This window comes from Streptomyces iconiensis, assembly GCF_028657195.3.
Taxonomy (GTDB): Bacteria; Actinomycetota; Actinomycetes; order Streptomycetales; family Streptomycetaceae; genus Streptomyces; species Streptomyces iconiensis.
The window spans coordinates 1-25,392 of sequence record NZ_JANCPR020000018.1 but is presented as its reverse complement, the minus strand read 5'-3'; the positions used below and the strand labels follow the sequence as shown (position 1 = coordinate 25,392).

Genomic DNA, 25,392 nt, shown 5'->3' with positions numbered 1-25,392 from the left:
AGAGGTGGGCGAAACCACGAGCTTAACAATTCCGGCGGAAAAGGGAAGAAGCCCAGGGCCCAGGTCCAGGTCACAGAGGTGCGGGCGCCGTGAGAACACCAGGCCCTGTGGCGGCCTGGAGCCGGTGCTGGTAAGGGCCGGAAGCTGGTCCCCGGGGTCGAGCGGGCCCCGGGCCGGGCGCGATTCCCGTCCGGCCCCCGGGCGCGGTTTCGCGGCCACGGGGGCCGCCGGGTGGTCCGGGAACGGCCCGGGCGCCGTTCCGGATACCGAGCGGTGTCCCGGCGCAGCAGTCGTCGCACGTCGGACGCCGCCCCGTACCGGGCCGAGGCGACCGCCGCGCACCACGCACCGCGCACCGCGCACCGCATCAGCGCGAAGCCACGGCGGGCCGTCGGCAACCCCTCAGCGACCGCGAGGCGTTGGGCGTACGTGTTGGGCGTACGTGTGGCCGTACGCGTTGGCCGTACGTGTGGCCGTACGCGTTGCGCGAATGTGTCGTCACCGAACGCGCCCGGCAGCGCGCGAGCGCGCCATCCCTCTCCCGGCCGCCGGTCGGTGACCGCCCGGAACGCCCCGGCTCACCAGACCCGGCTCACCGGGCCCGGCTCATCGGGCGAGGCTCACCGGGCCCGGGCCAGCGCGTCCAGCAGCGTCGCCACCCGCGCCCCCGCAGCACGCGTGCCGCCCGAGGTCAGGGCCGAGCCCATGCCGCAGGCCACAGCGCCGGCCGCGATCCACTCCGGGGCGTTGTCGACGGTCACGCCGCCCGTGGGGATCAGGGGCGCCTGGGGAAGCGCGGCACGTACATCGCGCAGCCACGAGGGGGTCACGGCTGAGGCCGGGAACAGTTTGAGGGCGTCTGCGCCCTCCTCCAGCGCCTGGACCATCTCCGTCGGTGTCGTGACGCCGGGGAAGACCGGCACGCCGAATCTGTGGCCGGTTCTGATGACCTCGGGGTGCAGGCTGGGAGAGACGAGGAAGCGGGCTCCGGCCTCGATCGCGTGCCGGGCCGCCGTGGCGTCCAGGACCGTGCCGGCGCCGATCAACGCGTCAGGGCGCGCCGTGGCCAGTGCCTCGATGGCCCTGGTCGCGTGGGGTGTGGTCAGGGCCACCTCCACCGCGTGCAGCCCGGCGTCCAGAACGGTCTCTGCGGCTGCCGCCGCATCCTGGTGCGTGGCCGACCTGATGATTCCGAACACGCGTTGAGTGGTGACGGCCTCTGTTGTTTCCCAGCGGTACATGTGTGTGCGGTGCTCCTGTGTGTGCGGCTGTTCTTGTCAGTCCCCCTGCCCGTTTTCGCGGGGCCCACGTTTCCCGGAGCCCCTCCCCACCGGGCGCTCACAGGCCCAGCTCCGAGGCCCACTCGACGCGCGCGTGAACTCCCCGCGTGACCGCGCCCGCACGGCGGACGGTCATGGCGCCGACGGCGGCATCGGCGTCGGCCTGGGCCCGGTCGTGGCGTTCCGCCATGGGCGGCTCCCTACGAGGTGGCGTACAACGTCGGCAGCGTGACACAGACCATGTGGCGGTGTTTCTTGACCGCCTGCTTCACGATCCGCACCATGTCCTCGCGCGACTGCGGGTAGTTCTTGCCCCACGCCTGAGCCTTGACGTACAGGTTGGTGGCGTTGTCGTCGCCTGTGTTCTTGGTGCAAGGCACGGCGACGCTGGCGACGTCCCGGGAGGACCAGCCCTGCTCGAAGCCGGGGATGCTTTTCGTCTTGCCGTGTCCCGCACCCGTGCCGAACCGGTCGAGCTTCTGCACGGAGTTCTGCTGCTTGACGGAGACCCGCAGTATTTGCTTGCCGTCCGCGGTGATAAGGCACGAGGAGTCGTACTGAAGCTCTTCTCGTGTCGCGTACATCGAGCTTTCCGCGGAAGGGGACGCGGGGACGAGCCGGTCCAGCACCGATCCGGCCGCCCAGCAAGTGGAGCCCTTCGTTCGCTCGGAGAACTTCTTCGGTTCCTTGGGGTCCTCATGGGCGTAGAGGGCGCCACCCACGGCCCCCGCCGCGACCAGGGCCACGGCGAGGACGGTGAACAGGGTGATGCGGAGCGGGCGGTTCATGCGTGTGCGTTCCCTTATTTCTCTATGGCCATTTGCTTCACTTGCTCGATGGAGGTCAGGAACGGCGCCGTCGACCCAACCCTGGAGTAGCCCTGGCTGAAGCCTTCGGCGGAGTACAGGCGGGCCCAGCTGCTCGACACATCGACGCCGTGTTCCTCCCCGATGGCCTTGAGCACCCTCTGGTTCTGCACCACGTCACGCGCTGCCATCTCGTCGTAGACCACGCTGGCTTTCTCCGCCGCCGGGGCGGACTTGTTGATGTCCCAGTGCTCGGCGTCCACGTCGTTGCTCATGGCGCCTGAGGCCCCCACGACCAGCGCCGCGGTGACCGCGGCGCCGACGGGGTGAGCGGAGACGACGGGCTCCGCCACACTGATTCCGGTCACCACGGAACCGAAGGCGGTGTTGCCCCACAGTCGGTTGCTGAGCGTCGCCTTGTCGTAGTCCTTCTCCTCCAGGACCGCCGGGCCGATGATGCCCTCCTGTGCGCCGGAGGCCAGGGTGCCCGACATCTCTCCCGACGTCTTGAGGACCTCATGGACGATGTCACGCGGAGGCGCGTCGTACCGCTGCCCCTCGGGAACGTCGCCGCCCAGGTGATGGTCGAGCACCTGGGCGGTGTAGAGCTTCTGGCCGGCGGTTATCGCCGCGTTCGCGTCCGGGTCCTGACCGAGCTGCACGAGGAACCTCGTCGCTTCACGGTGCTCCATGCCCGCCTGTTCACCGGACATGGGGAAGAGCTTGTCGTCGCCCTCGCCGTCGGTCATGGCCCGGAAGAAGTCCGGTGTGTACTCGGCCGCCGCGTTCCCCAGGCCCTCGCGCATGCCCGGGGCCAGGGAGATGTTCGCGTTCCCCTCATCGTCCATCGACCCCGTGCCCTTGACGATCTTGGACATGAGGTCGGCCTGGTCCTTGGTGTGCTCCGCCGGTACGTTCAGCGGGGCGTCCCAGTCGTGACCGGTGGTGGCGGAGCCCAGCGCGTGCCCGAGGGCGACCCGGGGGCCGTTGAAGTCCTTCTGGCTACCGGAGTCGGGAACCTCGCCGTCCGGCAGCCACGTGCGCTCGCGCATCACGTGGTCGAAGTTCTCGTCGTCCTTGAAGAAGCCCGTCGACGCGTCGCTGTTGTGGCCCAGTGCCTCGAAATACCCGGTGAACGGGTCCTCGCCCTCGTCCCACTTGGGGCCGAAGTTGAGGAAGTCGGCCGGCTGCTGCCCGTAGGCCAGCCACTTGCGGTGCGTCTGGTCGTCCTCCACCCGGCCGCCGGGCCCTGTGAAGGACTTCTTGTCCACCTCGACGAGCTTGTCGCCGTACGTGTCCAGGAACTTCGTGTCCCACTTCCCGGTGCGCATCAGGTTGCTCATCACCTGGAAGCCGTAGGGAGGGTCGGCGAAATACGTCCGGTGCTCTCCGGGCAGCCGCTTGTAGCCGAGGTCGATGGCATCCTTTTTCCACTGCGTCATCTCAGGCGAGTCGGACTGGCTGGCGAGGGCCAGCGTGACGCCCAGGTTGTCCTGGAGCGCCGCGAGTTGCTTCGTCACTCCGGCCGGGCGCTTCTTCGGCTCGCCCAGCGGGCCGTCCTCGTAGCCCGGCTTGGCCGTCTGGTACCAGAAGTCGAGGACGCCCTTCGCGCCCTTGCGCAGCGCGAACTGCTCGGCGAAGTCGGCGTTCTGGGAGTTCTTGGCGAGGATGCCGTTGAACTGGGAGAGCAGCTTGGGGTTCTCCTTGAAGCCCTCCGTGTTCGCCAGCTTCATCAGGGCGTCGACGTCCTTCTTGGTCTCCGCGTCGACGTCCTTGAGGTGTCCCGCTATGTCGTCGTTGAAGCCCTTGCCCGGCGGGTCGATCTGAAGGGCTGTCTTCAGGTCGTGGTCGGCGTTGCTCGCGGCGTCCAGCGCCTCGCTGATGCGCTTGTTGTAGGTGACGATCGACTCATGGAACGCCTTCTGGAGAGCCGGGCTGTTCTCCACGTCGTCGGGCGGGTCGAGATAGACGACGCCTTCGGCCTGGTTGACCTTCAGATAGCGCTTGCCGTCACCGCCCTTCGGAGGGTCTTTCAGCGCGTCCTCGACGTCCTTGAGCGCCCTCTGCGCGGACTCGAACGCCTTGAGCGCCTCGGACATGGTGGTGCCGATCTTCTCGGCCTGACCGGATGCCTCGGACATCTGCTGCCGTATACCGCGGAACCTCTTGAACGCGGACTCCGCCGTCTCGCCGAACCAGCCGGATCCCTCCAGCGGCGTGGAGACGGTGCGGCTGAAGGTGGTGGACACGGCGTCGATCTTGCCGGGGAGCTTGCCCCACGCGCTCACCGCCTGCCGGAGCGGTTCGAGGTTGACGTCACGCACAGAGGTGTAGCTGAGCTGAGGAGTGTCCATCGGTGCCCCCTAGGACTTCGGCTCGGAGGCGGACGGGAGCGTCGGCGCGTACGGAGGGCCGTACAGGGGCTTGTCCCCGGACTGCGGGGGAAGCAGCGGTGAGTTCGGCAGCAGTGGGGAGTTCGGCGGGACCAGAGAGGGGGTGCCGCCGTCCTTCGGCACGGGCGGCCCGTACAGCGGCGGATCGACCTTGTCCATCTCCACCTTGCGCCGGACGTCCTCCGCCTTGAAGGTCGTCGCCGCGGCGCGCAGTGCCTTGGCGACCCCGGTGTAGAGGCCGTCCAGGTACTTCATCTGCGCGCGCCACGTCTTCTGGAAGTCCGCGAACGCCTCATCGCTCGCGAAGCCCTTCATGGAGCCGGGCACATGGCCGGTCTCCCGCATCGTCTCGTTGTCCGCCTTCGCGAATTCGTCGCTGACCTTGTCCGCCTGGCCCGCGTGGGAGCGCAGGACGTGCGGCGTCACGCGAAGCGTTTTCCCGCCGCCCCCGCCCCCGCCGCCGCCGTTGGAAGCGGAAGCGTCGTTGAGGCGCATGGCCGTGGACTGCTCGTCGCGCGCGTTCTCGACCAGACCGGCCCACTCCTGTTCGAAAGACATGAACTCCCCCGTTTGCCAGTGAACATCTGCAAGTTGATGCCGAAGCTACAAGAGAAACGGAAGCGCCGTCTGCCAGGAAAAGGTGAAGATCGTGCGGCCCGGACGGAGCCGTGTCCGACACCTCCCGTTGCTGCCGCAATGCCCGGCCGACCGGACGCGCATCTGCCGCCGACCGACTCGGGAGGGCCCGGAGGCCCGGAGCAGGTGTGGCGCGCGTCACCCTCAGCAACCCGGCCGGCGACTTCGCGGGGCGACTTCGGCGGGTCGGCCCCCGGAGGGCCAGCCTCCGTACGCGTCTCCGGGGGCCGACCTGTAGAGGCCGATCTCCGGGGGCCGACCTCCGGGGCAGGTCTCCGGGGCAGGTCTCCAGGGAGCAGGGGGAGGTCTCCGGGAGGGCGGACCTCCGGTGGCAGGTCTCCGGGAGGGCAGACCCCCACCGAAGCGCCGTAACGGAGCGAAGCCGCGCGAGGCCGCGCCCTCCCACGGCTGCTTCCGCCGCGTGGGCCCGCACCCCGGCGTGCCAGCGCCCCGGCGTGCCGGCGTGCTGGCTACTTCTCCTGGCAGCCGACCAGCTCGGCGCTGGTCGGGAGGCCCGTCGTCTGCATGGTGAAGATCTCGTCGACGCGCGCCTTGGCGGCGGCGATGGGGACGTCCTTGCGGCCGACCTCGCTGCCGTCCTCCGCACGCGCGCGCAGGGTGCAGACGCCGGGGACACCGGCGTCCTTGCGGACCTCCAGGTGGACCTCTACGGCGCTCTTCGAGACGACCTTGAACTTGATCAGCTCACCGCTGACATCCTGGTTCGAGATGTAGCTGCCGCCGATCCAGGCGATGAGCGCCAGCATCAGGACGCCCAGCACCCCGCCGGTGATCTTCAGGCGGCGGTCCGAGCGCGCGTCATCCGCCGTGGCCCGGCCGTCCGCCGCGCCCTTCCTCCGCCCGTAACGCCCCTCGGGGACCTCTTGGCGCAGGTCAACCATGGTCCGTACCTCTCAAAGGCGCGAGCGGGGAATACCGGGAATACATCGCGGTGCTGATTCGGTCACTATAGAAGCCGCCCGCGAAGCCCCCGAGGCCGGGCTGAGGCGGGGCCGCTTTGACCTTACGAGGATTGAGTCTTGACTGAGCAACTGCGACTGATGGCCGTGCACGCGCACCCCGACGACGAGTCGAGCAAGGGCGCGGCGACCATGGCGAGGTACGTCGACGAGGGGGTGGACGTGCTGGTCGCGACGTGCACCGGCGGAGAGCGCGGCTCCATCCTCAACCCGAAGCTCCAGGGCGACACGTACGTCGAGGAGCACATCCACGAGGTGCGCAAGAAGGAGATGGACGAGGCCAGGGAGATCCTGGGCGTCAAGCAGGCGTGGCTGGGCTTTGTCGACTCGGGCCTGCCCGAGGGCGACCCGCTGCCGCCGCTCCCGGACGGGTGCTTCGCACTCCAGGACGTGGACGAGGCGGCGGGTGCGCTGGTGAAGCTGATCCGCGAGTTCCGTCCGCAGGTCATCACGACCTACGACGAGAACGGTGGGTATCCGCATCCGGACCACATCATGACCCACAAGGTCACGATGGTCGCCTTCGACGGCGCCTCGGACACCGGGAAGTACCCCGAGGAAGACTTCGGGCCCGTGTGGCAGCCGCAGAAGGTCTACTACAACCAGGGCTTCAACCGGAAGCGGACCGAGGCCATGCACCAGGCCATGCTCGACCGCGGCCTGGACTCCCCGTACACGGAGTGGCTGGAGCGCTGGGACAAGATGGGGATCAAGGAGCGCGAGCTGACCACGTACGTTCCGTGCGGCGAGTACTTCGAGATCCGTGACAAGGCGCTGATCGCGCACGCGACGCAGATCGACCCCGACGGCGGCTGGTTCCGGGTCCCGATGGAGATCCAGAAGGACACCTGGCCGACGGAGGAGTACGAGCTGGCGAAGTCGCTCGTGGACACCTCCCTCCCCGAGGACGACCTCTTCGCGGGCATCCGGGAGAATTGATGCCATGAGTGCGACGCAGACGGCACATTCGGCGGCAGCCCAGCTCCTTCCCCTCGCGGAGGAGCTGGACAAGAACAAGGTCACTCCCGGTGTCCTCGGCTTCATCGTGTTCGCGGTGATCGGTGTCGCCGTGTGGATGCTGATGAAGTCCATGAACAAGCACATGAAGCGGGTGGACTTCGAGGAGAAGCCCGCCGAGGCGGCGGCCCCGGCCGCCGTGACCGAACCCAAGGCGACGAGCTGACGGCTCGCCGCCACCCTCCCTCGAACAGGAGCACCCATGCTGTTCGGCCGGTCAAAGAACCAGCTCCCCACCCCCGAGGAGGCCCTGGCGGGCCGCCCGGAGCCCGCGTACACGGTGCCCGAGCGCCATACGGTCCTCGGAAACCCCCTGCTCGGCCCGTACCCCGAGGGCCTGGAGATCGCCGACTTCGGCATGGGCTGCTTCTGGGGAGCCGAGCGCGTCTTCTGGCAGACGGAGGGCGTCTGGACGACCCTCGCCGGCTACCAGGGCGGCTCCACCCCGAACCCGTCCTATGAAGAGGTCTGCTCCGGCATGACGGGGCACACCGAGGCCGTGCGCGTGGTCTTCGACCCGGCGAAGATCTCGTACGAGTCCCTGCTGAAGCGCTTCTGGGAGGGCCACGACCCGACCCAGGGCTTCCGCCAGGGCAACGACCGCGGTACGCAGTACCGTTCGGCGATCTACACGCACTCCCCCGCGCAGGCCGCGACGGCCGAGGCGTCCCGGGACGCCTACCAGCAGGTCCTGAAGTCCTCCGGCCACGGCGACATCACCACCGAGATCCTCCCCGCCGACGCCACCCGCCCGTTCTACCCCGCCGAGGGCTACCACCAGCAGTACCTCGACAAGAACCCCGGCGGCTACTGCGGCATCGGCGGCACGGGCGTCAGCTGCCCGGTGGGCATCGCGCCTGCGGGTGACTGAGCCGGCGCTCCTCTCCGGCGACGCGGCAGCCGTCGTCGCAGCGCTCCTCCCACCCGGCACGCCGGGCCGGGAGGAGCTTCTGCGACAGCTCTCCCGTACCCACGTAGTCCGACGCTGCGGGTGCGGGTGCGTGACGGTAGACCTCGCGGCCGACCGCTCGGCCACGCCTCCGGCTCAGGTGGAGGACGGACTAGTGTCGTCCGCCTCGTTCCCGGTCCCGGGCCAACTCACCGCAGCAGGCGTGCTCCTGCTGGTCCACGACGGGTACCTCTCCTGCCTTGAGGTCTACTCGGCGTCGGACTTCCCGATCACCGCGTGGCCAGCGCCGGACGCCCTCGTGCTGGAGCAGTGAGCGGCCAGCTACGCCTCTTCCCTCACCCCGAGGTCCTTGCGCATCACGCGCCGTAGCTCAGCGATCGCGACGTCGTAGGCGTCCTCCAGCTCCGCGTACTCCGCGCTCGCGGCATCGGCGCCCTCCGCGATGCGGTCGCGGGTGTCGCGCAGCAGCTTGAACGCCGCGCTGGAAGCGCCAATCACTTCCTGGGGCGCGAGAATCGCAAGTTGGTGCCGCAGCTCATACGCGCCAGGCGCTAGGAAGAGCTCGCGCACCCTGACTCGCCGCTCGCCCTCCGACAAACCGGGGTCGTTCGCGGCCTCGTTGAGTGCTGTCCTGATCCGCGAGAGGGCGGCCGAGTACTCCGCGTAGAGCTGTTGCCGCGTCTCCAGTGCCCGGTCCTCGCGCTCCCGTCGCCACCGGAGCCTGTCGGCAAGCAGCGTCGCACCGACACCGATACCTGCCCCAAGTGCCGTGCTGATGGGCGATAACCACTCCATACCGCAGAAGTCTAAAGCTGCCGTCGGTCAGCTGCCGAACTCTATAGCCCGTCAGCGGTGGACAGCTGACAGCCCTGCCCAACATGGGTCGCCCTCCACTAACACTTGAGGAGATATCAGCCGCTCCACAACTCTTCCGAACCATGGAATCATCTGGCTCACGCAATCAAATAGTACGTGGGAGCCCCCTGCCGACTACCGGCTCCTTCAGGAAATCGGAGATATGAGTGAACCAAGGAGATGGACCGAACATTGAACGTCAGCGCCTAATTGGTGAAATAGATGAAGCCCTGGCGCGGAAACCCTTCCTCGAAGCAGGAGTGCCATTATCACAGTGAACCAGAACGACGACTACGGAACCGGAACTGATCTCATTGTCCAGGCCCCCACAGAGGAATCGATAAATTGTCCGGCAAGCTGGTGCGAATTCAAGTCAAGTGCGGAGATCTAGATACCATAGAGTCGACGGCACAGGACGTTGCCACCAGGAGAGGACAGCGCAGTTGACCTCTCCTTCCGGCAGGAGGTCGGCTGAGGCACCGTCCTCGGGCTTGAGCGGTGAGGCCGTCCAGAATGTTGAGGGGGAGGGAGTCCGCGTAGACCGTGCCTGACCTGGGTGCGCTGTCGGCGAACACGAAGAATCCGAGGTCGGCCTGGGTGATCCGGCGACCTGGCTTCTCGCTGATGGCCTCGGCCATGAGTGAGGCCAGCCGTTCGTTCGGCTCTCTCCTCACGATCGCCCCTGCCATTGGGCGGGTTGATTGCGGAGGCTCATCGTCCCACGCATGGCGGGGCGTTGAGAGGGTCACGTGCGAACCCCCCTTCCGTTCCGTGAACCCGAGTGTGCACGTGAACCCCACCATGAACGACTGGGGCCGGCCGCTTCTCGTGGAAGACGCGACGTTGTGCGTCTCGGAACTGGTCGGCAACGCCGTACTGCACGCGACTCCGGACGGGAGTTCAGCCGCGTTCGGCAGCGTGCGGCGCATCACCGTGGCGTTCAGGGCCTGGCCGAATTGGCTGTTCATCGAGGTGGCCGACGAGGACTCCGCCCCTCGCACGCTGCCAGTGGGCGATCCCGTCGAGTACGTACTCACCGACCTGTCCTCGGAAGGAGTGCTCCAGGACAGCGGCCGTGGGCTGCATCTCATCCAGTGCCTTGCCGACGCGGTCTGGTGGACGCCCCGCGAGGTCGGCGGCAAGAGCGTGTTCTGCCGGTTCGGTCTGGAGGACGGGGAGAATGGGTGAGCAGCTACGCAAGCTCAGGAGCGGCCAAGGCAGCCGGGCCCCCTGGCAGCGGTTGGGGACCAGGATGGCCGTTCCCGAGACCGCACGGAACGCAGCAACGGCTCCGGTGCGGTGGATGGTCTCCCGGCTGCTGGGGCCCCCTCTCGTTACCGGGAGGCCGTCCGAACACGGCAGATGAAGGGGCTTGCCTTCTGTGAAGGGTGAGGGCCGACAGAAGCCGGTCACGCGTGTGCGGCGCGGTGACGTGGTGACGTGGTGACGTGGTGAGTGTGGACGGCCGTCGTGTGGAGGTGCTGGCGACCCACAGGGAGCGTCATCCGTCGCGCGGGGGCGTCGTGATCCTTCGCCTTCGCGGAGCGCCGACGACCCGTGAAGTTCGTCATGGGTCACATGGCTGCACCCTCGTAGGCCCGGGCGCCGTGACTGCGCCCTGCCCACACCCGTGGCAGGGCGCTTCGTCGTGTTACGGGGCGGCGGGCGGTCCGGGAGGGCCGCGTGCTCAGGTGTCCGTCGCCGGGGTCAGCTTGTAGTGGAGGCGGAGGGCGGTGGCGGACCACAGGCGGAGTGCGTGGTCCGTGCGCAGCGTGCCCTCGCTGTCGGTGTAGACGCGGAACGTCTCGTGGAGCGGCACCCGGGCGGCGTGTGCGCGGCCCCGGTGCTGCACGACCACGTACGCGCCGTTGTCCCCGAAGGCACCGGCGGGCGAGCTCAGTTCCAGGGCGCCCGTCGACGAGACGCGCGGGCGCAGGAACACCTGGACGTTGCCGGCTTCGAGGGGAAAGGCCACGTGGACGCTCGGCTGGTGGGAGCGGGGCAGTACCCGGGCCGAGTAGCAGCCGCTGTAGACGTACTCGCCGGTGGACCGCAGCTTCCGTATCCAGGCAGCGGCCAGTTGCTCACCGTCGGTGCCGACGATCGTGGACACTCTGCTGTCCATGCCGTGGGCGACATCGAGGGGGCGCGTCGGCAGCGCGAGCTGTTGCACCCGGCGTCCGAAGTACCGCGAGACGAGCTCGCCACCTGGCCGGAACAGAGGGCTCCACCGGGTCCACACCTCCAGGCGCCAGTGGGAGGTGTGCTCGTAGAAGTCGCGGACCTCGGGGCGCAGTGCGGATGCCTTGAAGTCAGGGCCGTCGAGCTGCGACATGTCGGCCAGCAAGCCTCCACCGTCCTGCTCACGGACCGTTCCGCCGTGCGCCTCCGCAGCCGCGCGCAGCCATCCGTCACCGACGGTCCGGGCGTCATGCGTGGGAGCCGCCAACCACCGGTGCGCACCCGCCAGATCGACGGGGCGCCCGTTGATACGCCAGAACGCCCGCGACGCGCGGTCCAGCCACGGCATGAACGCACTCATGCGTCCCAGCCTGCCGGAGGCCCGCACCGACCTGAGCGTCGGGGCCCGCGCCCCGCCTCGCTGACGGATCCCGTCAGGCGCGCGTTTGACATGGCGCGGCCCGGTGGGAGGGTGGACATATTGGGCAATCCGTTCAGCGGTTGCCTCGTAACGAAGACGCCGACGGTTCGGCGCGGTACGCACGTGCGCCTGCGCGCACCGCACAGGCGCACACCGCGGACGCGCGCAGGCGCATACGGACATCACCGGCACGAGCGCGGCCGGACAGTGGCGTGCCGATCACCGCCGACGTGCACACCGTTCCCGTAGTGAACGAAAGAGTGAGCGCACATGAAGGCTCTTGTGTACGAGGGTGCGCGGAGCGTCAGCGTCAAGAACGTTCCTGATGCCCGGATCGAGCGGCCCACCGATGTCCTGGTCAGCGTCACCACCACCAACATCTGCGGTTCCGACCTGCACATGTACGAGGGCAGGGCCGGCATGGAGTCCGGGCGGATCCTGGGTCACGAGAACATGGGCGAGGTCGTCGCGATCGGTGAGGGCGTCGACAAGGTGCGGGTTGGCGACATGGTGTGCCTCCCGTTCAACATCTCCTGCGGCTTCTGCCGCAACTGCGAGGCGGGCAAGACCGCCTACTGCCTCACCACCAACTCCGATCCGCTGACGGCGGGCGCCGCCTACGGTTTCGCCGGCATGGGCAGCCACAGCGGCGGCCAGGCCGAGCTGCTGAACGTGCCCTATGGCGACCACAATTGCCTGGTGCTGCCCGAGGAGGCGCAGGAGCGGCAGAGCGACTACGTGATGCTCTCCGACATCTTCCCGACCGGCTGGCACGCGACGGAGCTGGCCGGGCTCCAGCCGGGCGAGAGCATCGTGATCTACGGTGCGGGCCCCGTCGGCCTCATGGCGGCGCTCTCCGCGCAGCTCAAGAGCGCCGCACAGGTCATGGTCGTCGACCGGCACCCTGACCGGCTCGCGCTGGCCGAGGAGATCGGCGCCATCCCGATCGACGACACGCTGGGTTCGCCGATCGACCAGGTCAACCAGCTCACCAACGGCGCGGGCGCCGACCGGGGTTGTGAGTGCGTGGGCTACCAGGCGCACGACCCACAGGGCGACGAGCACCCCAATCTCACCCTCAACAACCTGGTGCACTCCGTACGGTTCACCGGCGGCATCGGCGTCGTGGGCATCTTCCTCCCGCAGGACCCGCACAGCCCTGACCGGCTCTACCGGGAAGGAGAAGGGGAGGTGGCCTTCGATTTCGGGCTGCACTGGTTCAAGGGGCAGACGATGGGCACCGGCCAGTGCAACGTCAAGGCGTACAACCGCCTCCTCTGCGGGCTCATCGAGCAGGGCAGGGCCGCGCCCTCATGGATCGTCTCGCACGAACTCCCCCTGGAGCAGGCACCCCAGGGCTACCGCCACTTCGACGACCGCGAGCCCGGCTGGACGAAGGTCCTCCTGCATCCCGAGGAGAGCGGCTGACAGCCCCCGGGGCCCGGGCGCGGTGGGCGGCCGAGTGAGCACCGGGGCGGGCCGGTGGGCGGTTGGCCTGGTCCCTGGTAGGGGCGGGGGCCAGAGGGGTGGCCGTGCCCTCCCTCGGTGCCGTGGTCAGTCGGCCTCGGCGGGCTGGACGGTGAGAAAGCCCTGGTCCAGGACGCGACAGGTCTCCTCAAGCAACCGCTCGCGCCGCCGCGCGTCGTCGGCGTCCGCCGAGCGCATCGTGACGGCGAGCGCGGCGACGGCCGTGGCGGCGCCGAGCCGCACGGTGTGGGAGTCGACGGCCAGGCCGAGGCGTTCGGCGATGCCCTGCTCGACGGCGTGCACGACCTTGCGGGTGAGCTGGGTGGCCTGCGCCGCCACATCGGGGTTGCGCGCCATGACCTCGCGGACGACGGCGGTGCGGCTGCCCGGCTCGGGCGTGAAGGCGGTCGTCATCATGGCCCACAGCGCCGCGCGTACGGCGCTTTCGCCGGGTGGCCTGGCCACGATGAGTCCGGCGATGTAGGCGTCGTCCGACTCCTCCCAGGCGAGGAACACCTCGTCCTTGGTGGCGAAGTGGTTGAAGAACGTACGCCGGGAGACTCCGGCGTCGGAGCAGATGGCGTCGATGGTGACCTGGTCGGGCCCGTGGCGGCCGGCCAGTTTGGTCGCCGAGTCCCGTAGCCGGGCAGTGGTCGCCTGCTTCCTGGACTCGCGCCGGCTCATCTCCTGCTGCCGCTGCCGTGGTGCGTCGCTCACTGTTCCGTCCCGCCTGCGGTACTCCCGAATATTGCACTCATTGCACCCTCAGCGTACCCTCTCCCACAGGAGTGCAATGAGTGCACCTTCAGAGGTGCGGTCAGTGCGGCGAAACAGGCTGCTCCTCCCCCGCACCCCGCACCCCGGCCCCCTTGGCGCCCCGGCGTCCGTCGCGGGAGGAGCTCCTGGCACGAGAGAGGCATGAGATGACGGAGTACGCGTTCAAGAAGACCGGCAAAGAGCTGTCCAACTGGGGGCGTTGGGGCGACGAGGACGAGAAGGGCACCCTCAACTTCGTCACACCGGACACGGTGAAGCAGGCCGTCGGCGCCATCCGGACGGGGCGGCGGTACGAGCTGAGCATCCCGGTCGGCTCGACCGGGCCGCAGACCGGCTGGATGAAGCGGATCAACCCCGTACACACCATGACCGTCACCCCGCACGACTTCACGGCCCCTGAGGGAGTCGTCATCAGCGACGACTTCATCACCATGCCGCTGCAGTCGGGCACCCAGCTCGACGGCCTCACGCACGTCGGATACGACGGCGCCTTCTACAACGGCGTCCCGGTGGACGCCGTCACCCCGGCACGCGGAGCCGTGCGCAACTCCATCGACGCGACGCTGCCCGGCTTCACCGGACGCGGGGTCCTCCTCGATCTCGCCGGACTCGACGGCGGTGAGTGGCTGCCGGCCGGCCGCGCCCTCACCGTTGCCGACCTGGAACGCGCCGAGGAGGCCACAGGAACCCGGCTCACGACGGGCGACGCCTTGCTCGTACGCACCGGCTGGATGCGCAAGGGGCTCACGCAGGGCTGGGACGGGTGGCTGGAGGACGAGCCCGGCCTCGCGCCCGAGTGTGCCGGGTGGATACATGAGCGCGAACTGGCGATGGTGGCGGCGGACAACTGGGGAGTCGAGGTCCTGCCGGCGGGCGACGGCCTCGTGCCCCTGCACGCCGTCCTGATCAGGGACATGGGCATGATGCTCGGCGAGATGTGGAACCTGGAGGAGCTCGCCGCCGCCTGCCGCGCCGACGGGACCTGGGACTTCTTCCTCACCGCCACCGCCCTCCGCGTCACCGGCGGAACCGGCTCCCCCGTCAGCCCGGTCGCGATCCGCTGAACCGCCCCGCGCCGCCCTGCTCCTCCCCGTCCCGGTCCCGGTCCGGCGGGAGTGCGACGTGCCAGCGCGGGTCGTAGGCGCCGGTTACGGGGTAAGCGCGCCAGCCGGCCGCCCTCGCCCAGGCGGGGAGCGTACGCCCGTGCAGCACCAGCGCGTCCGGGGTTCCCGTGGCGGCGGCCGTTCCGCCCGCCGCTGCCGCCGAGGCCGTGGCGGCGGCGTCACGGCCCGGATGTGCGCGGGGGCGGCAGCCGGCGGTATGGGCCACGGGGACGACGGAACCGTCGCCGTCGAGCACGCAGGGGGGCCGGACGCCGTGCGCCGCCAGGAAGCCGTGCATGCGGTGCCAGTCCCCGCGTGCCCCGGCCTGCACCCGTGCGTGGATGGTCAACTGGTGGAGCTGGACGCCGAGATGGGCCGAAGCGAGGGCGAAGGACACGGGAACGAGCCACCTGAGCCGGGCGCGTGGCGCGTCCCGTACGAGGGTGCTCACGCCCAGCGCCGCCACGGGTGCCAGCAGCGCGTAGGCGGGCAGCAGGAAGCGCGGGGCCGCGTAGTCCAGAAGGAACAGGTACGGCGCGGCGACCGCCACGGCGGCCAGCAGCGGCAGCACCGCGAGCGCGGTACGTTCCCGTGCCCGCGCGGCGCGCACCCCGAGCGCGACCAGGGGCGGAATCAGCAGCCACCAGGCCACGGACACCGCGTCCACGGGCGCTGCGCCGCACGGCCTGCACAGCAGCGGGCCGTCCAGCGCCGCCGCGTGTTCGGGCAGCGAGAAAGCAGGCCGTATGCCGCCCTGGACCGCGCTCGCCAGCCGCAGCCGCTCCGCCACCCCGCCGAACCGCAGCGCCGACTCGACCACCCACGGCACCAGGCCGAGCACCGGCCCGGCGGCCACGGCCACAGCGGCGGCGCCCCGGCGCCGCGCACACCATGGCCCCGGCCATCCGCGCGGGCACAGCGTGGCGAGCGCCAGTACGAGGGCGGGCCACAGCGTGTCGTGGGGCCGCATCAGCGTGGCGCAGGCGAGCGCGGCGGCGAGGACCGCGGCCGGCCGCAGCACCGGACGGTCCGCCTCCGCCAGGGCGATCCGCAGAAAGCAGCCGACGGCGGCGGCGCAGCCCATGGCCACATAGTGGTTGGGCATCGCTGACCCGGCGTAGAAGAGCGCGAACCACACGCTCGCGTACAGGGCCGCGGCCGGAGCCGCGGTCGCTCGCCCGCCCGGCAGGACACCCCCTCCCCCGCCGGGCACGCTTCCCCCGCCCGGCGCGAGAGCGCCGCACCCGGCCGCACGCGCCGGGCGACGCGAGCGCAGCCAGGGCCGGTAGCCGAGGTAGAGCGCGCAGGAGGCGAGCGCCGCCAGGTAGCAGCGCAGCAGGACGACCGAGTCGCTGACCGCGGCGACGGGCGCGATCAGCACCGGCACCCCGCGCGTGCGCGGCGCGCTGAACGGTGTCTCCGGGCCGTACGGCGCGAAGCGGCTGGCGTAGACGATCTCGTCCCAGCCGAGCGGCAGCCACGGTGGTACGAGCGCGAGCGAGAGCGCCCCGAACAGCGCGCACACAGCGATCAGCCAGAGGTGGTCCCGGTCCCCCCGCACGGCGCGCAAGGCCCGCACTCCGCTGGGCCCCGGGGCCGGTCGCAGCCCGGCCTGCTGCACACCGTAAAGCGACATACCAGACATGAGGGGCATCCTGCACCCCCCCGTCCGTTCCGCCGGGGAGGCAGCACCCGCCGGCGCCCACCACGTGCGCTGCACGCAGCGTTTGGCACCGACCAGTTTCGGCCATGTCCGCAAGGGCATCGCGGCCGGGAACGCCGGTCCGCGGGCCGGCGTCCGCCGCCCCGTGGACCGACGCTGTCACCGGCACATGCTTGGATGCCTGCCGTGAGCGACGAGCGAAGGAGCACCGTGGCAGCAGCGCAGGACCCGGAACCGTTCACCGTGCCGGTGACGGTGCGGGGATACGAGACGGACACGCAGGGGCACGTGAACCAGAGCGTGTACCTCCAGTACGCGGAGCACGCGCGGTGGTCGATCCTCGCGGCTGCGGGGATCGAGCAGTCCGGCATGGTCGCCAAGGGGGTGGGCCCTGTGGTGCTGGAGCAGACGATCCGCTATCTGCGCGAGCTGCGCGCAGGCGACGAGGTCACCGTGAGCTGCGCCTTCGAATGGTCGGACGGCAAGACGTTCCGGCTGCGCCAGTCCATCCGCAAGACGGACGGCACGCTCTCCGCCGAACTGGTCTCCACGGGCGGGCTGATGGACCTGTCCAGGCGGCGCCTGGTGCAGGACCCGCGCAAGGCGTTCACGGAGCTGGTGGACGACCCCTCGGTGCTCGGCCTGCCCTGACAGCGGCACGCACGCACGCGGAAGGCGTCGGCACAGCGAAGACACCCGCCCGCAAAGGCGCCCGTCCCGCAAGGAACCGGTCCAGAAAAGGCACCGGTCCAGGAAAGACACCAGCCCGGGAAAGACACCAGCCCGGGAAAGGCGCCGGTCCGGGAAAGACACCCGCCCAGGAAACGGCACGGCACGGAAAACGCGGCGGCCCCTCCGCGTACGTACGCGGAGGGGCCGTTCAGCCGTACCGTTGTGCGGACCGCCCGCTCCCGGGTGAGCGGGCGGAACGCCGCGAGGCGGTGGGGCGGCTCAGATCGCCGAGCCGGCCTTCCACTCGGACCAGTCCATGTTCCAGCCGTTGAGGCCGTTGTCGGGCTGGACCGTCTTGTCGGGCGAGCCCTTGACCTCGACGATGTCGCCGACGAGCGAGTTCTCGTAGAACCAGCCGCCGTCCGTCGAGGTGCTGCCCGCACCCTGGTTGTCCTTCAGGCCGACACAGCCATGGCTGGTGTTGCCTGAACCGAAGGGCGCGCCCCAGTAGTTGCCGTGGATGAAGGTGCCTGAGGTGGACAGGCGCATGGCGTGCGGAACGTCGGGGATGTCGTAGCCCTCGGCGCCCTTACGGCCGAACCCGACGGTGTTCCCGTCCATGCGGGTCTCCTTGTGCTTCTCGGAGATCACCATCTTGCCGTTGTACGTGGGGTTGGAGGCGCTGCCGGCGGAGATCGGGATGTCCTTGAGCGTCTTGCCGTCGCGCTCGACCTTCATCCGCGCGTTCTTCACATCGACGGTGCTGACCTGCGAGCGGCCGATGTTGAAGGTGACTTCCTTGTCCTGGACACCGGTGTTGCCGTTGCCGCCGTCCACGCCGTCGAGGTCGAGGTCGACGGTGACCTTGGTGTTGGGCTTCCAGTATTCCTGCGGGCGGAAGTCGAGGCGGTCGGCGCCGAACCAGTGGCCGACGACCTCCTGGCCGCCGGTCGACTTGACCTTGATCGCGGACTGGACGGCCTTCTTGTTCGCGATCTGCTTGTCGAACGTGATGGAGACCGGCATGCCCACGCCGACGGTCGCACCGTCCTCACCGGCATAGGTGCCGATGAAGCTCTTGTCGGGCGAGACGGTGGTGAACATGGAGTTCTCGACGGCCTTGCGGCCCTCGCCGTCCTTGGCCTTCGCCGTGATCTCGTACTTCGTGGCGCGTTCGAGCTGTTCCTTGGGCTTCCAGCTCTTGCCGTCGGCGGCGAGTTCACCCTCGACGGGCTTGCCGCTCTGCGCCGCCTTCATGCTCACGCTGGTGAGCTTGCCCTTGCTGACGGTGACGTTGCCGCCGGTGTTGATGCTCGCGTTGTTGGAGCCGTCCTTGGCGTGGATCTTTATTCGCGCATCCGAACTATCCTTCTTGCCGGATATGTCGGACTTCGCGGACCCCTCATCGCCCCCGTCGTCGCCGCCGAACATGCCGCAGCCGCTCAGCGTCAGCACACCGCCGAGCAGTACGGCCGTGGCCGCGAGGCCCCTACGGTGCTTCCCCACCGTCATCACTGACTTCTCCATTTGCCTTCGGAACCCCATGTCTCCCCGGTTTTGCTGCGTACGCACACACAGCGCCCGAAAACGGACATGCGCACCCCAGCCCTACGCAAGAGAACGCAAAGGCGACTATGACCGGTTCCACATTCGGTAAAACTGTGGGGTAGGACACTCATTCTGATCGGTCACACTCATCACCTCGCCGCGAACCCGGTCCCCACCAGACCGGAACCACGGCTTCCCCCTATGCCCGTCTACTCAGTAACATCAGCCTGCGTACTGCAAGTTCACCGCCGTACGGGGGGCCAAACGCACCCAGGAGGGGCTTTTCGTGTCCGGAGCCGGACTCTCCACACTCTCAGCTCACCGACGCCCGCTGGCCACAGCAGCCGCGGCAGGCGGCCTGCTGTTCGCCTTGTGGTTCGTCCCCTCCGCCCATGCGGACCCGGAGGAGGACCCCGGCGGAACAGGCACGTCGGCGCCGGGGGTTTCGCAGCACGAGAACGCGGCCGAGCGCGGTACACACGCCCAGCTCGCCGAGACCGGCTCCTTCGACTCGACGCCCTTCGTGGTGGGCGGCCTCGGCTTCGTCGGCATCGGCGGCGCCGTCCTGGTGCAGGGACAGCGCAGGGCGCGCACGCAGCCGCGCACACAGACCTGAGCGGCACAGCGCCGCGCCCCGCACCGAACCGGCACCCGCGCTACGCCAGCGGCCCCGTCGCCGACTGAGCGGCCTCGACCAGCGCGCCCGAGCGCACGAATTCCTCGGCGGCGGCGAGATCGGGCGCCAGGAAACGGTCAGCGCCCGGCCCCTCGGCTCCCGCTTCCCGCAGCCCGGCGACGACGGCGCGCGCCGCGGGGCCCGGGGTGAGGCCGGCGGTTCCCGCACGCAGTTCGACGGCGCGCGTCGCGGCGTACAGCTCCACGGCGACGACGCGGGCGAGCGCGTCGACAGCGGTACGCAGCTTGCGCGCGGCCGACCAGCCCATCGAGACGTGATCCTCCTGCATCGCCGAGGACGGGATCGAGTCGACGGAGGCCGGGACCGCGAGCCGCTTCATCTCGCTGACCAGGGCCGCCTGCGTGTACTGCGCGATCATCAAACCGGAGTCCACACCCGCGTCATGGGCCAGGAACGGCGGCAGGCCGTGCGAACGGTTCTTGTCCAGCAGCCGGTCCGTACGGCGTTCAGCGATGGACGCGAGGTCGGCGGCGGCGACCGCGAGGAAGTCGAGCACATACGCGACGGGGGCGCCGTGGAAGTTGCCGTTGGACTCCACGCGGCCGTCCGGCAGCACGACGGGGTTGTCGACGGAGGCGGCCAGCTCGCGTTCGGCGACGGTGAGGGCGTGCGAGAGCGTGTCGCGCCCTGCCCCCGCGACCTGCGGGGCGCAGCGGACCGAGTAGGCGTCCTGGACACGGGGAGCGTCATCCTGGAGGTGCCCGGTGAAGCCCGAACCCGCCAGCACCTTCAGCATGTTGGCCGCGCTGGCGGCCTGACCCGGGTGCGGGCGGATCGCCTGCAGCTCGGGCGCGAGAACCCGGTCGGTGCCGAGCAGCGCCTCCAGGGAGAGCGCCGCGGCGATGTCGGCCGAGGTGAACAGGCGCGCGAGGTCGGCACAGGCCATGAGCAGCATGCCGAGCATGCCGTCGGTGCCGTTGAGGAGCGCCAGGCCCTCCTTCTCGCGCAGTTCGACGGGCTCTATGCCGTGCTCGGCGAGGAGTTCGCCCGCGGGACGCAGGCGCCCGTCCGGCCCCTCGGCCTCGCCCTCCCCCATGAGCGTGAGCGCGCAGTGCGAGAGGGGCGCCAGGTCGCCGGAGCAGCCGAGGGAGCCGTACTCGTGCACGACGGGGGTGATGCCCGCGTTGAGCACGTCGGCCATGCGCTGGGCCACCTCGGGGCGTACGCCCGTACGGCCGGAGGCGAGGGTCTTGAGGCGCAGGAACATCAGGGCGCGTACGACCTCGCGCTCCACGTGCGGGCCCATTCCGGCGGCGTGCGAGCGGACGATGTTGCGCTGGAGCTGGGCGCGCAGGTCGGGGCCGATGTGGCGGACGGCCAGTGCGCCGAAGCCGGTGGAGACGCCGTAGACCGGATCCGGCTTGGCCGCCAGGTCGTCGATGAACCGACGGGCCGCCGCGAGCGCCTCCAGGGCATCGCTGCCCAGTTCGACGCGTGCGCCGTCGCGTGCGACGGCGATGACCTCCTCGGGGCTGACATCCGAGGCGCCGACCACCACAGTGTGCATATTCATATTCACGAACCCTAGTGAGTGAATTGCAAACTGTCACGATCGCCTATCTGCGGAAGCGGCGCCGCTCCGGTGGATGGGGCGGAGCGGGGGTGGAGGCGAGGTGGACGACGGGGTCGTCGGGGCCTCCGTCGCGCCCCGCGACGACCGGTTTCGCTGAGCGCAGCGCCTTCGCGCGGTACTGCGCCGCGTCCGCGAGCCGGAACAGGCGGCGGGCCGAGCGGACGTCGCCGACCGGGTCACCCGTGGAGGCGAGGCCGCAGGCGACGCCCTCGCCCAGCTCCAACTCGGCCGCCCTGCGGCACAGTTCGTCGGCGGCCCGTACGACCTCGTCGGCCGCGGGCCCGACGGCCAGCAGGCAGAACTCGTCGCCGCCGAGCCGTCCGGCGAGCGCGCCGGGCAGCATCGCGCCGCACAGGGACAGGATGCTGCCGAAGCGTTCGAGGAGGCGGTCGCCCGCCTCGTGGCCGTGTTCGTCGTTGACCCGCTTGAGGCCGTTGATGTCGCAGACGCCCAGGCTGACGACGGTGCCCAGGTCGCGGTGGAGTTCCAGCGCCTCGTCCAGGCGGGTGTCGATGGCGCGCCGGTTGGCCAGCCCCGTCAGCGGATCGGTGAAGGCGAGGCGGCGCACCTCCTCCAGGCGTTCGTTCTGCGCGATGCCCGCCGCGATGATCGCGGCGAGCACGGTCGCGAAGCTCGCGTCGCCCGCGTCCAGGACCGGGTCCTCGACGCCGCGTGCCACGTACAGCTCGCCCCAGGCACGCCCGTGCAGCACGATCGGCGCGACCACGCACGAGCCACGGCCGCGCCGCCGCAGCGCCGCCACCCGCTCGTGGCGGTACGGGGAGGCATACGGGCCCCGGGGCTGGTCGGGCCCCGCGCTGGTCTCCACCCAGGCGTGGGGCTTGCCGCCGCCCGCCCACTCCTCATGCAGGAACTCGGTGATCTCGGGGAAGTCATGGACCGGATACGCCTCGTCGGCGGGGAACTCCTCCTCGCCCGCCGCCCGCTCCCCCACATTCACCAGCACCCGCAGCCGCCCCCTGTCCCGCTCCCAGAACGAGATCGCCGCGAAGGTGCCGCCCATCGCCTCGCACGCGCCGAGCGCCGCCGCGTGGGCGACGTCCCGGTGCGGGAGAGGGCCGGCGTCGGCCCGTGGCACCGGCGCCGAGGTCTGCGCCGCCGCCATGGCCTGTGCGAGGCCCACGACGGCGCAGAGCCGCGCGTCGGCGTCCTCTCCCATCTGGCCCATACGGCCAAGATTAGGAGGGTTCGCTCCCTTCCGCCGGGCGGGCTGCCTTACGGGCTGCGTGACCTGCTCCGAAGCGGGCCGTGGCCTGGTCAGACGCCGGGCCACTCGGGATCGCGCTTCTCGTTGAAGGCGGCGACCCCCTCGGCCCGGTCGCCGGAGAAGGCGGCCGTACGCCAGGCCGTGTCCTCGACCTCAAGTCCGGCCCGCAGGTCCATGCTCCAGCCGGTACGCAGCGCGCGCTTGGCGGCGCGCAGCGCGACGGGCGAGTTGGCGGCGATCCTGGCGGCCACAGCCAGCGCCTCCTGACGGTCGTCACCGGCGCCCACGAGCATGTCTACCAGGCCCAGCTCGCGTGCCTCGGCCGCCGCGACCTTGCGTGCGCTGAAGATCAGTTCGGCCGCGCGGCTGGCTCCCACCCGGCGCGGCAGCAGCTGCGTTCCGCCCCCGCCCGGCACCACACCGACGGACACCTCGGGCAGGCCGACCACGGCCGAGGGATCGGCGATGATCAGGTCGCAGGACAGGGCCAGTTCGTACCCTCCGCCGAGCGCGTACCCGTGCACAGCGGCGACGGTGGGCATCGGCAGATCCAGCACGGACATGTACGCGGCACGGCTGTGCGGTCGCTGGGCCTCCAGGTCGGCGTTGCTGAAGCCGTTCCGTTCCTTGAGGTCGGCGCCGACGCAGAACGCCTTCTCGTGCGTCGAGGTCAGCACCGTCGCCCGTACGTCCGGGTCCTCGACCAGCGCGGCGCACGCCTCGGCCAGCGCGTCCGCGAACCCGGTCGAGACCGCGTTCATGGCGTTTCTGCGGTCCATCACCAGCTCGGCCACATGCGTGTCCGCGTGCTTGCTGACCCGCACCCACTCACCGAACATTCGCTCACTCTGATCCATGCGACTCACCCTACGGCGACGCCCCCGGCGCCCCGCCCGGCACAGAAGGAATTCAAGCCGACGCGGCGTCAGACGCGGCGGCGCAGCAGCCAGGGTTCGACGACGCCGAGGCCGCGGACGGGACGTTGGTAGAGGGGCTGGAGCGCGAAGCGGTAGCCGGAGAGGTCCTCGCTCTCCTTCTCCGACTCGGGGGCCTCGCCCGAGGCGGTGAGTTCGGCACGCAGGGCGCCGTCGACCAGGACGGTGTCCTTGGGCGCTATCGAGGTGAGGCGGCTCGCGAGGTTCACGGTGTTGCCGAACACGTCGCCCATGCGCGTCGTCATCGTGCCGAAGGCGATGCCGACCCGCAGCTCGGGCATCGTCTCGTCGTTGGCCATGGTCTCGATGAGCCGCAGCCCGATCTCGGCCGCTGTGCCCGCGTCCTCGGCGACGTACAGGATCTCGTCACCCAGTGCCTTGATGAGTCTGCCGCCGTGCGCGGCCACGAGGTCGGCCGCCGTGGTCTCGAACGCCTCGACCAGTTCGCCGAGTTCGTCCTCCTCCAGCCGCCGCGTCAGCCGGGTGAACCCCACCAGATCGGCGAACCCGATGGCCTGACGCCGATCGACCGTCTCCTCGTCGTCCTGCGCCTGGACCACACGCCCCGTGGCTGCGGCGAGCTGCCTGCGCCACACGTAGACGAGGAACTCCTCCAGCTCAGGCAGGAGCAACTGCACCAGCGGATAGGTGACTTCATTACGGGTCATGCCCGGCTCGGGAGGCTCGGTCAGGCCCTCCAGGAAGGAGTCGATCTGCCAGTCGGCCAGCCGCGCCGTCGTCTGCCCCGTCGACCGTGCCACCTGCACCGCCATCGTCTCGCTGAGCAGCCCCGCCTCCACAAGACCCGCGAGGCGGCGCAGCGCCAGCACGTCCGCCTCGGTGAGCGCCCGCGCCTGCCCCACGTCGGCGAAGCCCATGGCCCGCCAGAACCGGGAGGCCAGTTCCATCGAGACGCCGGCGGCGCGTGCCGCCTGAAAGGGGGTGTACTGCCGCTCCGAGCCGAGGATCAGCTCCTCGATACGCAGCGCGCTGGGATCGGTCTCGTCGTCGGAGACCGGCTGCGGGTCGGCGAACCCGTCGAAGCCGTGATGCCCTTCGAAGCCGTCGGGATCGGGCGGCTCAGGGGAGGCACCGCTCCGCGCTCCGCCGTCGTCCTCGCCGTCTCCCGGCGCGGCGGACGCCGCCGCACGCGGGGGAGTGCCCGGTTCATCCACGGCCACTGCCCGCTCCCTGCACTCCTCGCGGCGAAGCGTCGTCCCTGCGCACAGCCCTTCCGTTCCTCTTGCTCAGTCGTGCCCGGCGCTGCTCGGCGGCCCCTGGTGGCACCGCATGTCACCGCCGATTGCCCACCCTACGGCAGTTGTGCGCTAGCTCACTCTCCGGTCGCGGGCCGCAGATGCACGATGTCACCGGCCGCTACCGGCTGCTGTACGCCCTGTTCCGAAGCGACCACGAGGCGCCCGTCACCGTCCACGGCGACGGCCTCCCCGACCAGCTCGTCACCGCCGGGCAGCTCCACCCGTACGGTCCTGCCGAGGGTCACGCAACCGGCCGCGTACGCCTCCAGCAGGGTGCTCCCCGTCGGGTCACCGTCCGAAGCGGTCCAGCGCCCGTACCAGTCCTCAAGCCCACGCAGCACCGCGCGCAGCAACGGGTCCCTGTCGACCCCCTGCGCCCCCGCCAGCGCGAGCGAGCCCGCCGTGGGAACAGGAAGCTCCTCCGTGCGGAGCGTGACGTTCAAGCCGATGCCCAGCACGACCATGTCCTCCCCCACGCGCTCCGCGAGCAGCCCACCGACCTTGCGCTCCTCACCCCCCGTGACCGTCAGCACGTCATTCGGCCACTTCAACCCCATATCCACACCCGCAGCCCGCGCGAGAGCCCCCGCGACCGCCACCCCCGCGAGCAGGGGCAACCACCCCCACCTGGACACCGGCGGCTCCGGCCGCAACAGCACCGAGAAGAACAGCCCCGAACGCGGCGGCGCCGTCCACACCCTGTCCAGCCGCCCCTTCCCCGCCGTCTGCTCCTCCGCGACCAGCACACTCCCGGCCTCCGCGACACCCTCACGCGCCCTGTCGGCCAGCTCGCTATTGGTGGACCCGATCGACTCCACCACCTCCAACCCGGCCCACAACGAGTCCTCCCGCACCAACGCCTTCCTGAGCGCCCCCGCGTTCAGCGGCGGACGCTCCAGATCCGACCAACGACCACGACCTTCATCAGACCCCATCCCGCCAGGCTAGGCCCCCCACCCCCAGCAAGAGACACCCCCAACCCACCCAGAGA

Annotated in this window: 25 protein-coding genes; 9 read left to right on the top strand and 16 right to left on the bottom strand. The window is 70.2% G+C overall.

All coding sequences use genetic code 11. The features are described 5' to 3' along the window. Nucleotides 1-620: 620 nt before the first annotated feature. The 6 genes from NMN56_RS19065 to NMN56_RS19040 all read right to left on the bottom strand — a co-directional run bounded on the left by NMN56_RS19065 (nucleotide 621) and on the right by NMN56_RS19040 (nucleotide 6,017). Nucleotides 621-1,241 carry a bifunctional 4-hydroxy-2-oxoglutarate aldolase/2-dehydro-3-deoxy-phosphogluconate aldolase gene (locus tag NMN56_RS19065; protein ID WP_274041026.1) on the bottom strand — a complete coding sequence of 207 codons (621 nt, stop codon included), beginning with the start codon at nucleotides 1,239-1,241 and terminating at the stop codon, nucleotides 621-623. A 97-nt stretch (nucleotides 1,242-1,338) separates the two neighbouring features. Next, nucleotides 1,339-1,470 (bottom strand): hypothetical protein, encoded by a 132-nt coding sequence (locus NMN56_RS19060; RefSeq protein WP_274041027.1) that lies wholly within the window; start codon nucleotides 1,468-1,470, stop codon nucleotides 1,339-1,341. Between the two features lie 10 nt (nucleotides 1,471-1,480). Beyond that, a complete protein-coding gene (locus NMN56_RS19055) occupies nucleotides 1,481-2,068 on the bottom strand; it encodes a hypothetical protein (RefSeq protein ID WP_274041028.1) in 588 nt (195 codons plus the stop codon). Nucleotides 2,069-2,082: 14 nt separating this feature from the next. Next, on the bottom strand, nucleotides 2,083-4,440 hold the full coding sequence (locus NMN56_RS19050) for a PPE domain-containing protein (RefSeq protein WP_274041030.1): 2,358 nt from the start codon (nucleotides 4,438-4,440) through the stop codon (nucleotides 2,083-2,085). A 9-nt stretch (nucleotides 4,441-4,449) separates the two neighbouring features. Continuing rightward, nucleotides 4,450-5,037 carry a type VII secretion target gene (locus tag NMN56_RS19045; protein WP_274041031.1) on the bottom strand — a complete coding sequence of 196 codons (588 nt, stop codon included), beginning with the start codon at nucleotides 5,035-5,037 and terminating at the stop codon, nucleotides 4,450-4,452. 548 nt (nucleotides 5,038-5,585) lie between these two features. Beyond that, nucleotides 5,586-6,017, bottom strand: a complete 432-nt coding sequence (locus NMN56_RS19040) for a DUF4307 domain-containing protein (protein WP_274041032.1) — start codon at nucleotides 6,015-6,017, stop codon at nucleotides 5,586-5,588. A gap of 138 nt (nucleotides 6,018-6,155) precedes the next feature. Here NMN56_RS19040 and mca point away from each other — a divergent pair, with 138 nt between their 5' ends. The 4 genes from mca to NMN56_RS19020 all read left to right on the top strand — a co-directional run bounded on the left by mca (nucleotide 6,156) and on the right by NMN56_RS19020 (nucleotide 8,335). Further along, complete coding sequence (gene mca, locus NMN56_RS19035; RefSeq protein ID WP_274041033.1) at nucleotides 6,156-7,034, top strand: mycothiol conjugate amidase Mca; 879 nt, start codon at nucleotides 6,156-6,158, stop codon at nucleotides 7,032-7,034. A 4-nt stretch (nucleotides 7,035-7,038) separates the two neighbouring features. Beyond that, the gene (locus tag NMN56_RS19030; protein ID WP_274041034.1) at nucleotides 7,039-7,278 is read left to right on the top strand and encodes a hypothetical protein; all 240 of its coding nucleotides are present in this window, start codon (nucleotides 7,039-7,041) and stop codon (nucleotides 7,276-7,278) included. Between the two features lie 36 nt (nucleotides 7,279-7,314). Beyond that, the gene (gene msrA / locus NMN56_RS19025) at nucleotides 7,315-7,983 is read left to right on the top strand and encodes a peptide-methionine (S)-S-oxide reductase MsrA (RefSeq protein WP_274041035.1); all 669 of its coding nucleotides are present in this window, start codon (nucleotides 7,315-7,317) and stop codon (nucleotides 7,981-7,983) included. A gap of 130 nt (nucleotides 7,984-8,113) precedes the next feature. Next, nucleotides 8,114-8,335 carry a hypothetical protein gene (locus tag NMN56_RS19020; protein ID WP_274041036.1) on the top strand — a complete coding sequence of 74 codons (222 nt, stop codon included), beginning with the start codon at nucleotides 8,114-8,116 and terminating at the stop codon, nucleotides 8,333-8,335. Between the two features lie 8 nt (nucleotides 8,336-8,343). Here the strand turns inward: NMN56_RS19020 and NMN56_RS19015 are convergent, their stop codons facing one another. After that, nucleotides 8,344-8,817, bottom strand: a complete 474-nt coding sequence (locus tag NMN56_RS19015) for a hypothetical protein (RefSeq protein WP_274041037.1) — start codon at nucleotides 8,815-8,817, stop codon at nucleotides 8,344-8,346. Between the two features lie 849 nt (nucleotides 8,818-9,666). Here NMN56_RS19015 and NMN56_RS19010 point away from each other — a divergent pair. Next, nucleotides 9,667-10,065, top strand: a complete 399-nt coding sequence (locus NMN56_RS19010) for an ATP-binding protein (RefSeq protein WP_274041039.1) — start codon at nucleotides 9,667-9,669, stop codon at nucleotides 10,063-10,065. Between the two features lie 499 nt (nucleotides 10,066-10,564). Here the strand turns inward: NMN56_RS19010 and NMN56_RS19005 are convergent, their stop codons facing one another. Beyond that, entirely contained in the window at nucleotides 10,565-11,419 is an 855-nt protein-coding gene (locus tag NMN56_RS19005) for a hypothetical protein (protein ID WP_274041040.1), read from the bottom strand. A gap of 330 nt (nucleotides 11,420-11,749) precedes the next feature. Here NMN56_RS19005 and NMN56_RS19000 point away from each other — a divergent pair, with 330 nt between their 5' ends. Next, nucleotides 11,750-12,907 (top strand): glutathione-independent formaldehyde dehydrogenase, encoded by a 1,158-nt coding sequence (locus NMN56_RS19000; protein ID WP_274041041.1) that lies wholly within the window; start codon nucleotides 11,750-11,752, stop codon nucleotides 12,905-12,907. A gap of 126 nt (nucleotides 12,908-13,033) precedes the next feature. Here the strand turns inward: NMN56_RS19000 and NMN56_RS18995 are convergent, their stop codons facing one another. Then, entirely contained in the window at nucleotides 13,034-13,663 is a 630-nt protein-coding gene (locus NMN56_RS18995) for a TetR/AcrR family transcriptional regulator (protein ID WP_274041042.1), read from the bottom strand. A 206-nt stretch (nucleotides 13,664-13,869) separates the two neighbouring features. Here NMN56_RS18995 and NMN56_RS18990 point away from each other — a divergent pair, with 206 nt between their 5' ends. Then, the gene (locus NMN56_RS18990; protein ID WP_274041043.1) at nucleotides 13,870-14,787 is read left to right on the top strand and encodes a cyclase family protein; all 918 of its coding nucleotides are present in this window, start codon (nucleotides 13,870-13,872) and stop codon (nucleotides 14,785-14,787) included. On the opposite strand, the gene NMN56_RS18985 is transcribed toward NMN56_RS18990, so the two are convergent. Beyond that, the gene (locus NMN56_RS18985) at nucleotides 14,765-16,471 is read right to left on the bottom strand and encodes a hypothetical protein (RefSeq protein WP_274041044.1); all 1,707 of its coding nucleotides are present in this window, start codon (nucleotides 16,469-16,471) and stop codon (nucleotides 14,765-14,767) included. The two genes, NMN56_RS18990 and NMN56_RS18985, sit on opposite strands and share 23 nt — an antisense overlap. 228 nt (nucleotides 16,472-16,699) lie before the next feature. Here NMN56_RS18985 and NMN56_RS18980 point away from each other — a divergent pair, with 228 nt between their 5' ends. Further along, entirely contained in the window at nucleotides 16,700-17,140 is a 441-nt protein-coding gene (locus NMN56_RS18980) for an acyl-CoA thioesterase (RefSeq protein ID WP_274041045.1), read from the top strand. 300 nt (nucleotides 17,141-17,440) lie between these two features. On the opposite strand, the gene NMN56_RS18975 is transcribed toward NMN56_RS18980, so the two are convergent. Beyond that, on the bottom strand, nucleotides 17,441-18,688 hold the full coding sequence (locus tag NMN56_RS18975) for a L,D-transpeptidase (protein WP_274041046.1): 1,248 nt from the start codon (nucleotides 18,686-18,688) through the stop codon (nucleotides 17,441-17,443). 307 nt (nucleotides 18,689-18,995) lie between these two features. On the opposite strand from NMN56_RS18975, the gene NMN56_RS18970 reads away from it, so the two are divergent. Continuing rightward, entirely contained in the window at nucleotides 18,996-19,325 is a 330-nt protein-coding gene (locus tag NMN56_RS18970) for an LPXTG cell wall anchor domain-containing protein (RefSeq protein ID WP_274041047.1), read from the top strand. Nucleotides 19,326-19,365: 40 nt separating this feature from the next. Here the strand turns inward: NMN56_RS18970 and hutH are convergent, their stop codons facing one another. The 5 genes from hutH to NMN56_RS18945 all read right to left on the bottom strand — a co-directional run bounded on the left by hutH (nucleotide 19,366) and on the right by NMN56_RS18945 (nucleotide 25,336). Then, nucleotides 19,366-20,919 (bottom strand): histidine ammonia-lyase, encoded by a 1,554-nt coding sequence (gene hutH / locus NMN56_RS18965; RefSeq protein ID WP_274041048.1) that lies wholly within the window; start codon nucleotides 20,917-20,919, stop codon nucleotides 19,366-19,368. Between the two features lie 43 nt (nucleotides 20,920-20,962). Beyond that, entirely contained in the window at nucleotides 20,963-22,159 is a 1,197-nt protein-coding gene (locus NMN56_RS18960) for a GGDEF domain-containing protein (protein WP_274041090.1), read from the bottom strand. A gap of 98 nt (nucleotides 22,160-22,257) precedes the next feature. Then, nucleotides 22,258-23,064, bottom strand: a complete 807-nt coding sequence (locus tag NMN56_RS18955) for an enoyl-CoA hydratase/isomerase family protein (protein WP_274041049.1) — start codon at nucleotides 23,062-23,064, stop codon at nucleotides 22,258-22,260. Between the two features lie 68 nt (nucleotides 23,065-23,132). Beyond that, the gene (locus tag NMN56_RS18950; protein ID WP_274041050.1) at nucleotides 23,133-24,323 is read right to left on the bottom strand and encodes an adenylate/guanylate cyclase domain-containing protein; all 1,191 of its coding nucleotides are present in this window, start codon (nucleotides 24,321-24,323) and stop codon (nucleotides 23,133-23,135) included. A 152-nt stretch (nucleotides 24,324-24,475) separates the two neighbouring features. After that, entirely contained in the window at nucleotides 24,476-25,336 is an 861-nt protein-coding gene (locus NMN56_RS18945) for a biotin--[acetyl-CoA-carboxylase] ligase (protein ID WP_274041052.1), read from the bottom strand. Nucleotides 25,337-25,392: the final 56 nt, after the last annotated feature.

Excerpts from the sequence above, each read along its gene's own strand:
- NMN56_RS19065 (WP_274041026.1), bottom strand. The coding sequence starts at position 1,241 with ATGTACCGCTGGGAAACAACAGAGGCCGTCACCACTCAACGCGTGTTC.
- NMN56_RS19060 (WP_274041027.1), bottom strand. The coding sequence starts at position 1,470 with ATGGCGGAACGCCACGACCGGGCCCAGGCCGACGCCGATGCCGCCGTC.
- NMN56_RS19055 (WP_274041028.1), bottom strand. The coding sequence starts at position 2,068 with ATGAACCGCCCGCTCCGCATCACCCTGTTCACCGTCCTCGCCGTGGCC.
- NMN56_RS19050 (WP_274041030.1), bottom strand. The coding sequence starts at position 4,440 with ATGGACACTCCTCAGCTCAGCTACACCTCTGTGCGTGACGTCAACCTC.
- NMN56_RS19045 (WP_274041031.1), bottom strand. The coding sequence starts at position 5,037 with ATGTCTTTCGAACAGGAGTGGGCCGGTCTGGTCGAGAACGCGCGCGAC.
- NMN56_RS19040 (WP_274041032.1), bottom strand. The coding sequence starts at position 6,017 with ATGGTTGACCTGCGCCAAGAGGTCCCCGAGGGGCGTTACGGGCGGAGG.
- NMN56_RS19030 (WP_274041034.1), top strand. The coding sequence starts at position 7,039 with ATGAGTGCGACGCAGACGGCACATTCGGCGGCAGCCCAGCTCCTTCCC.
- msrA (WP_274041035.1), top strand. The coding sequence starts at position 7,315 with ATGCTGTTCGGCCGGTCAAAGAACCAGCTCCCCACCCCCGAGGAGGCC.
- NMN56_RS19015 (WP_274041037.1), bottom strand. The coding sequence starts at position 8,817 with ATGGAGTGGTTATCGCCCATCAGCACGGCACTTGGGGCAGGTATCGGT.
- NMN56_RS19005 (WP_274041040.1), bottom strand. The coding sequence starts at position 11,419 with ATGAGTGCGTTCATGCCGTGGCTGGACCGCGCGTCGCGGGCGTTCTGG.
- NMN56_RS19000 (WP_274041041.1), top strand. The coding sequence starts at position 11,750 with ATGAAGGCTCTTGTGTACGAGGGTGCGCGGAGCGTCAGCGTCAAGAAC.
- NMN56_RS18990 (WP_274041043.1), top strand. The coding sequence starts at position 13,870 with ATGACGGAGTACGCGTTCAAGAAGACCGGCAAAGAGCTGTCCAACTGG.
- NMN56_RS18985 (WP_274041044.1), bottom strand. The coding sequence starts at position 16,471 with ATGTCTGGTATGTCGCTTTACGGTGTGCAGCAGGCCGGGCTGCGACCG.
- NMN56_RS18975 (WP_274041046.1), bottom strand. The coding sequence starts at position 18,688 with ATGGAGAAGTCAGTGATGACGGTGGGGAAGCACCGTAGGGGCCTCGCG.
- hutH (WP_274041048.1), bottom strand. The coding sequence starts at position 20,919 with ATGAATATGCACACTGTGGTGGTCGGCGCCTCGGATGTCAGCCCCGAG.
- NMN56_RS18960 (WP_274041090.1), bottom strand. The coding sequence starts at position 22,159 with ATGGGAGAGGACGCCGACGCGCGGCTCTGCGCCGTCGTGGGCCTCGCA.
- NMN56_RS18955 (WP_274041049.1), bottom strand. The coding sequence starts at position 23,064 with ATGGATCAGAGTGAGCGAATGTTCGGTGAGTGGGTGCGGGTCAGCAAG.
- NMN56_RS18945 (WP_274041052.1), bottom strand. The coding sequence starts at position 25,336 with ATGGGGTCTGATGAAGGTCGTGGTCGTTGGTCGGATCTGGAGCGTCCG.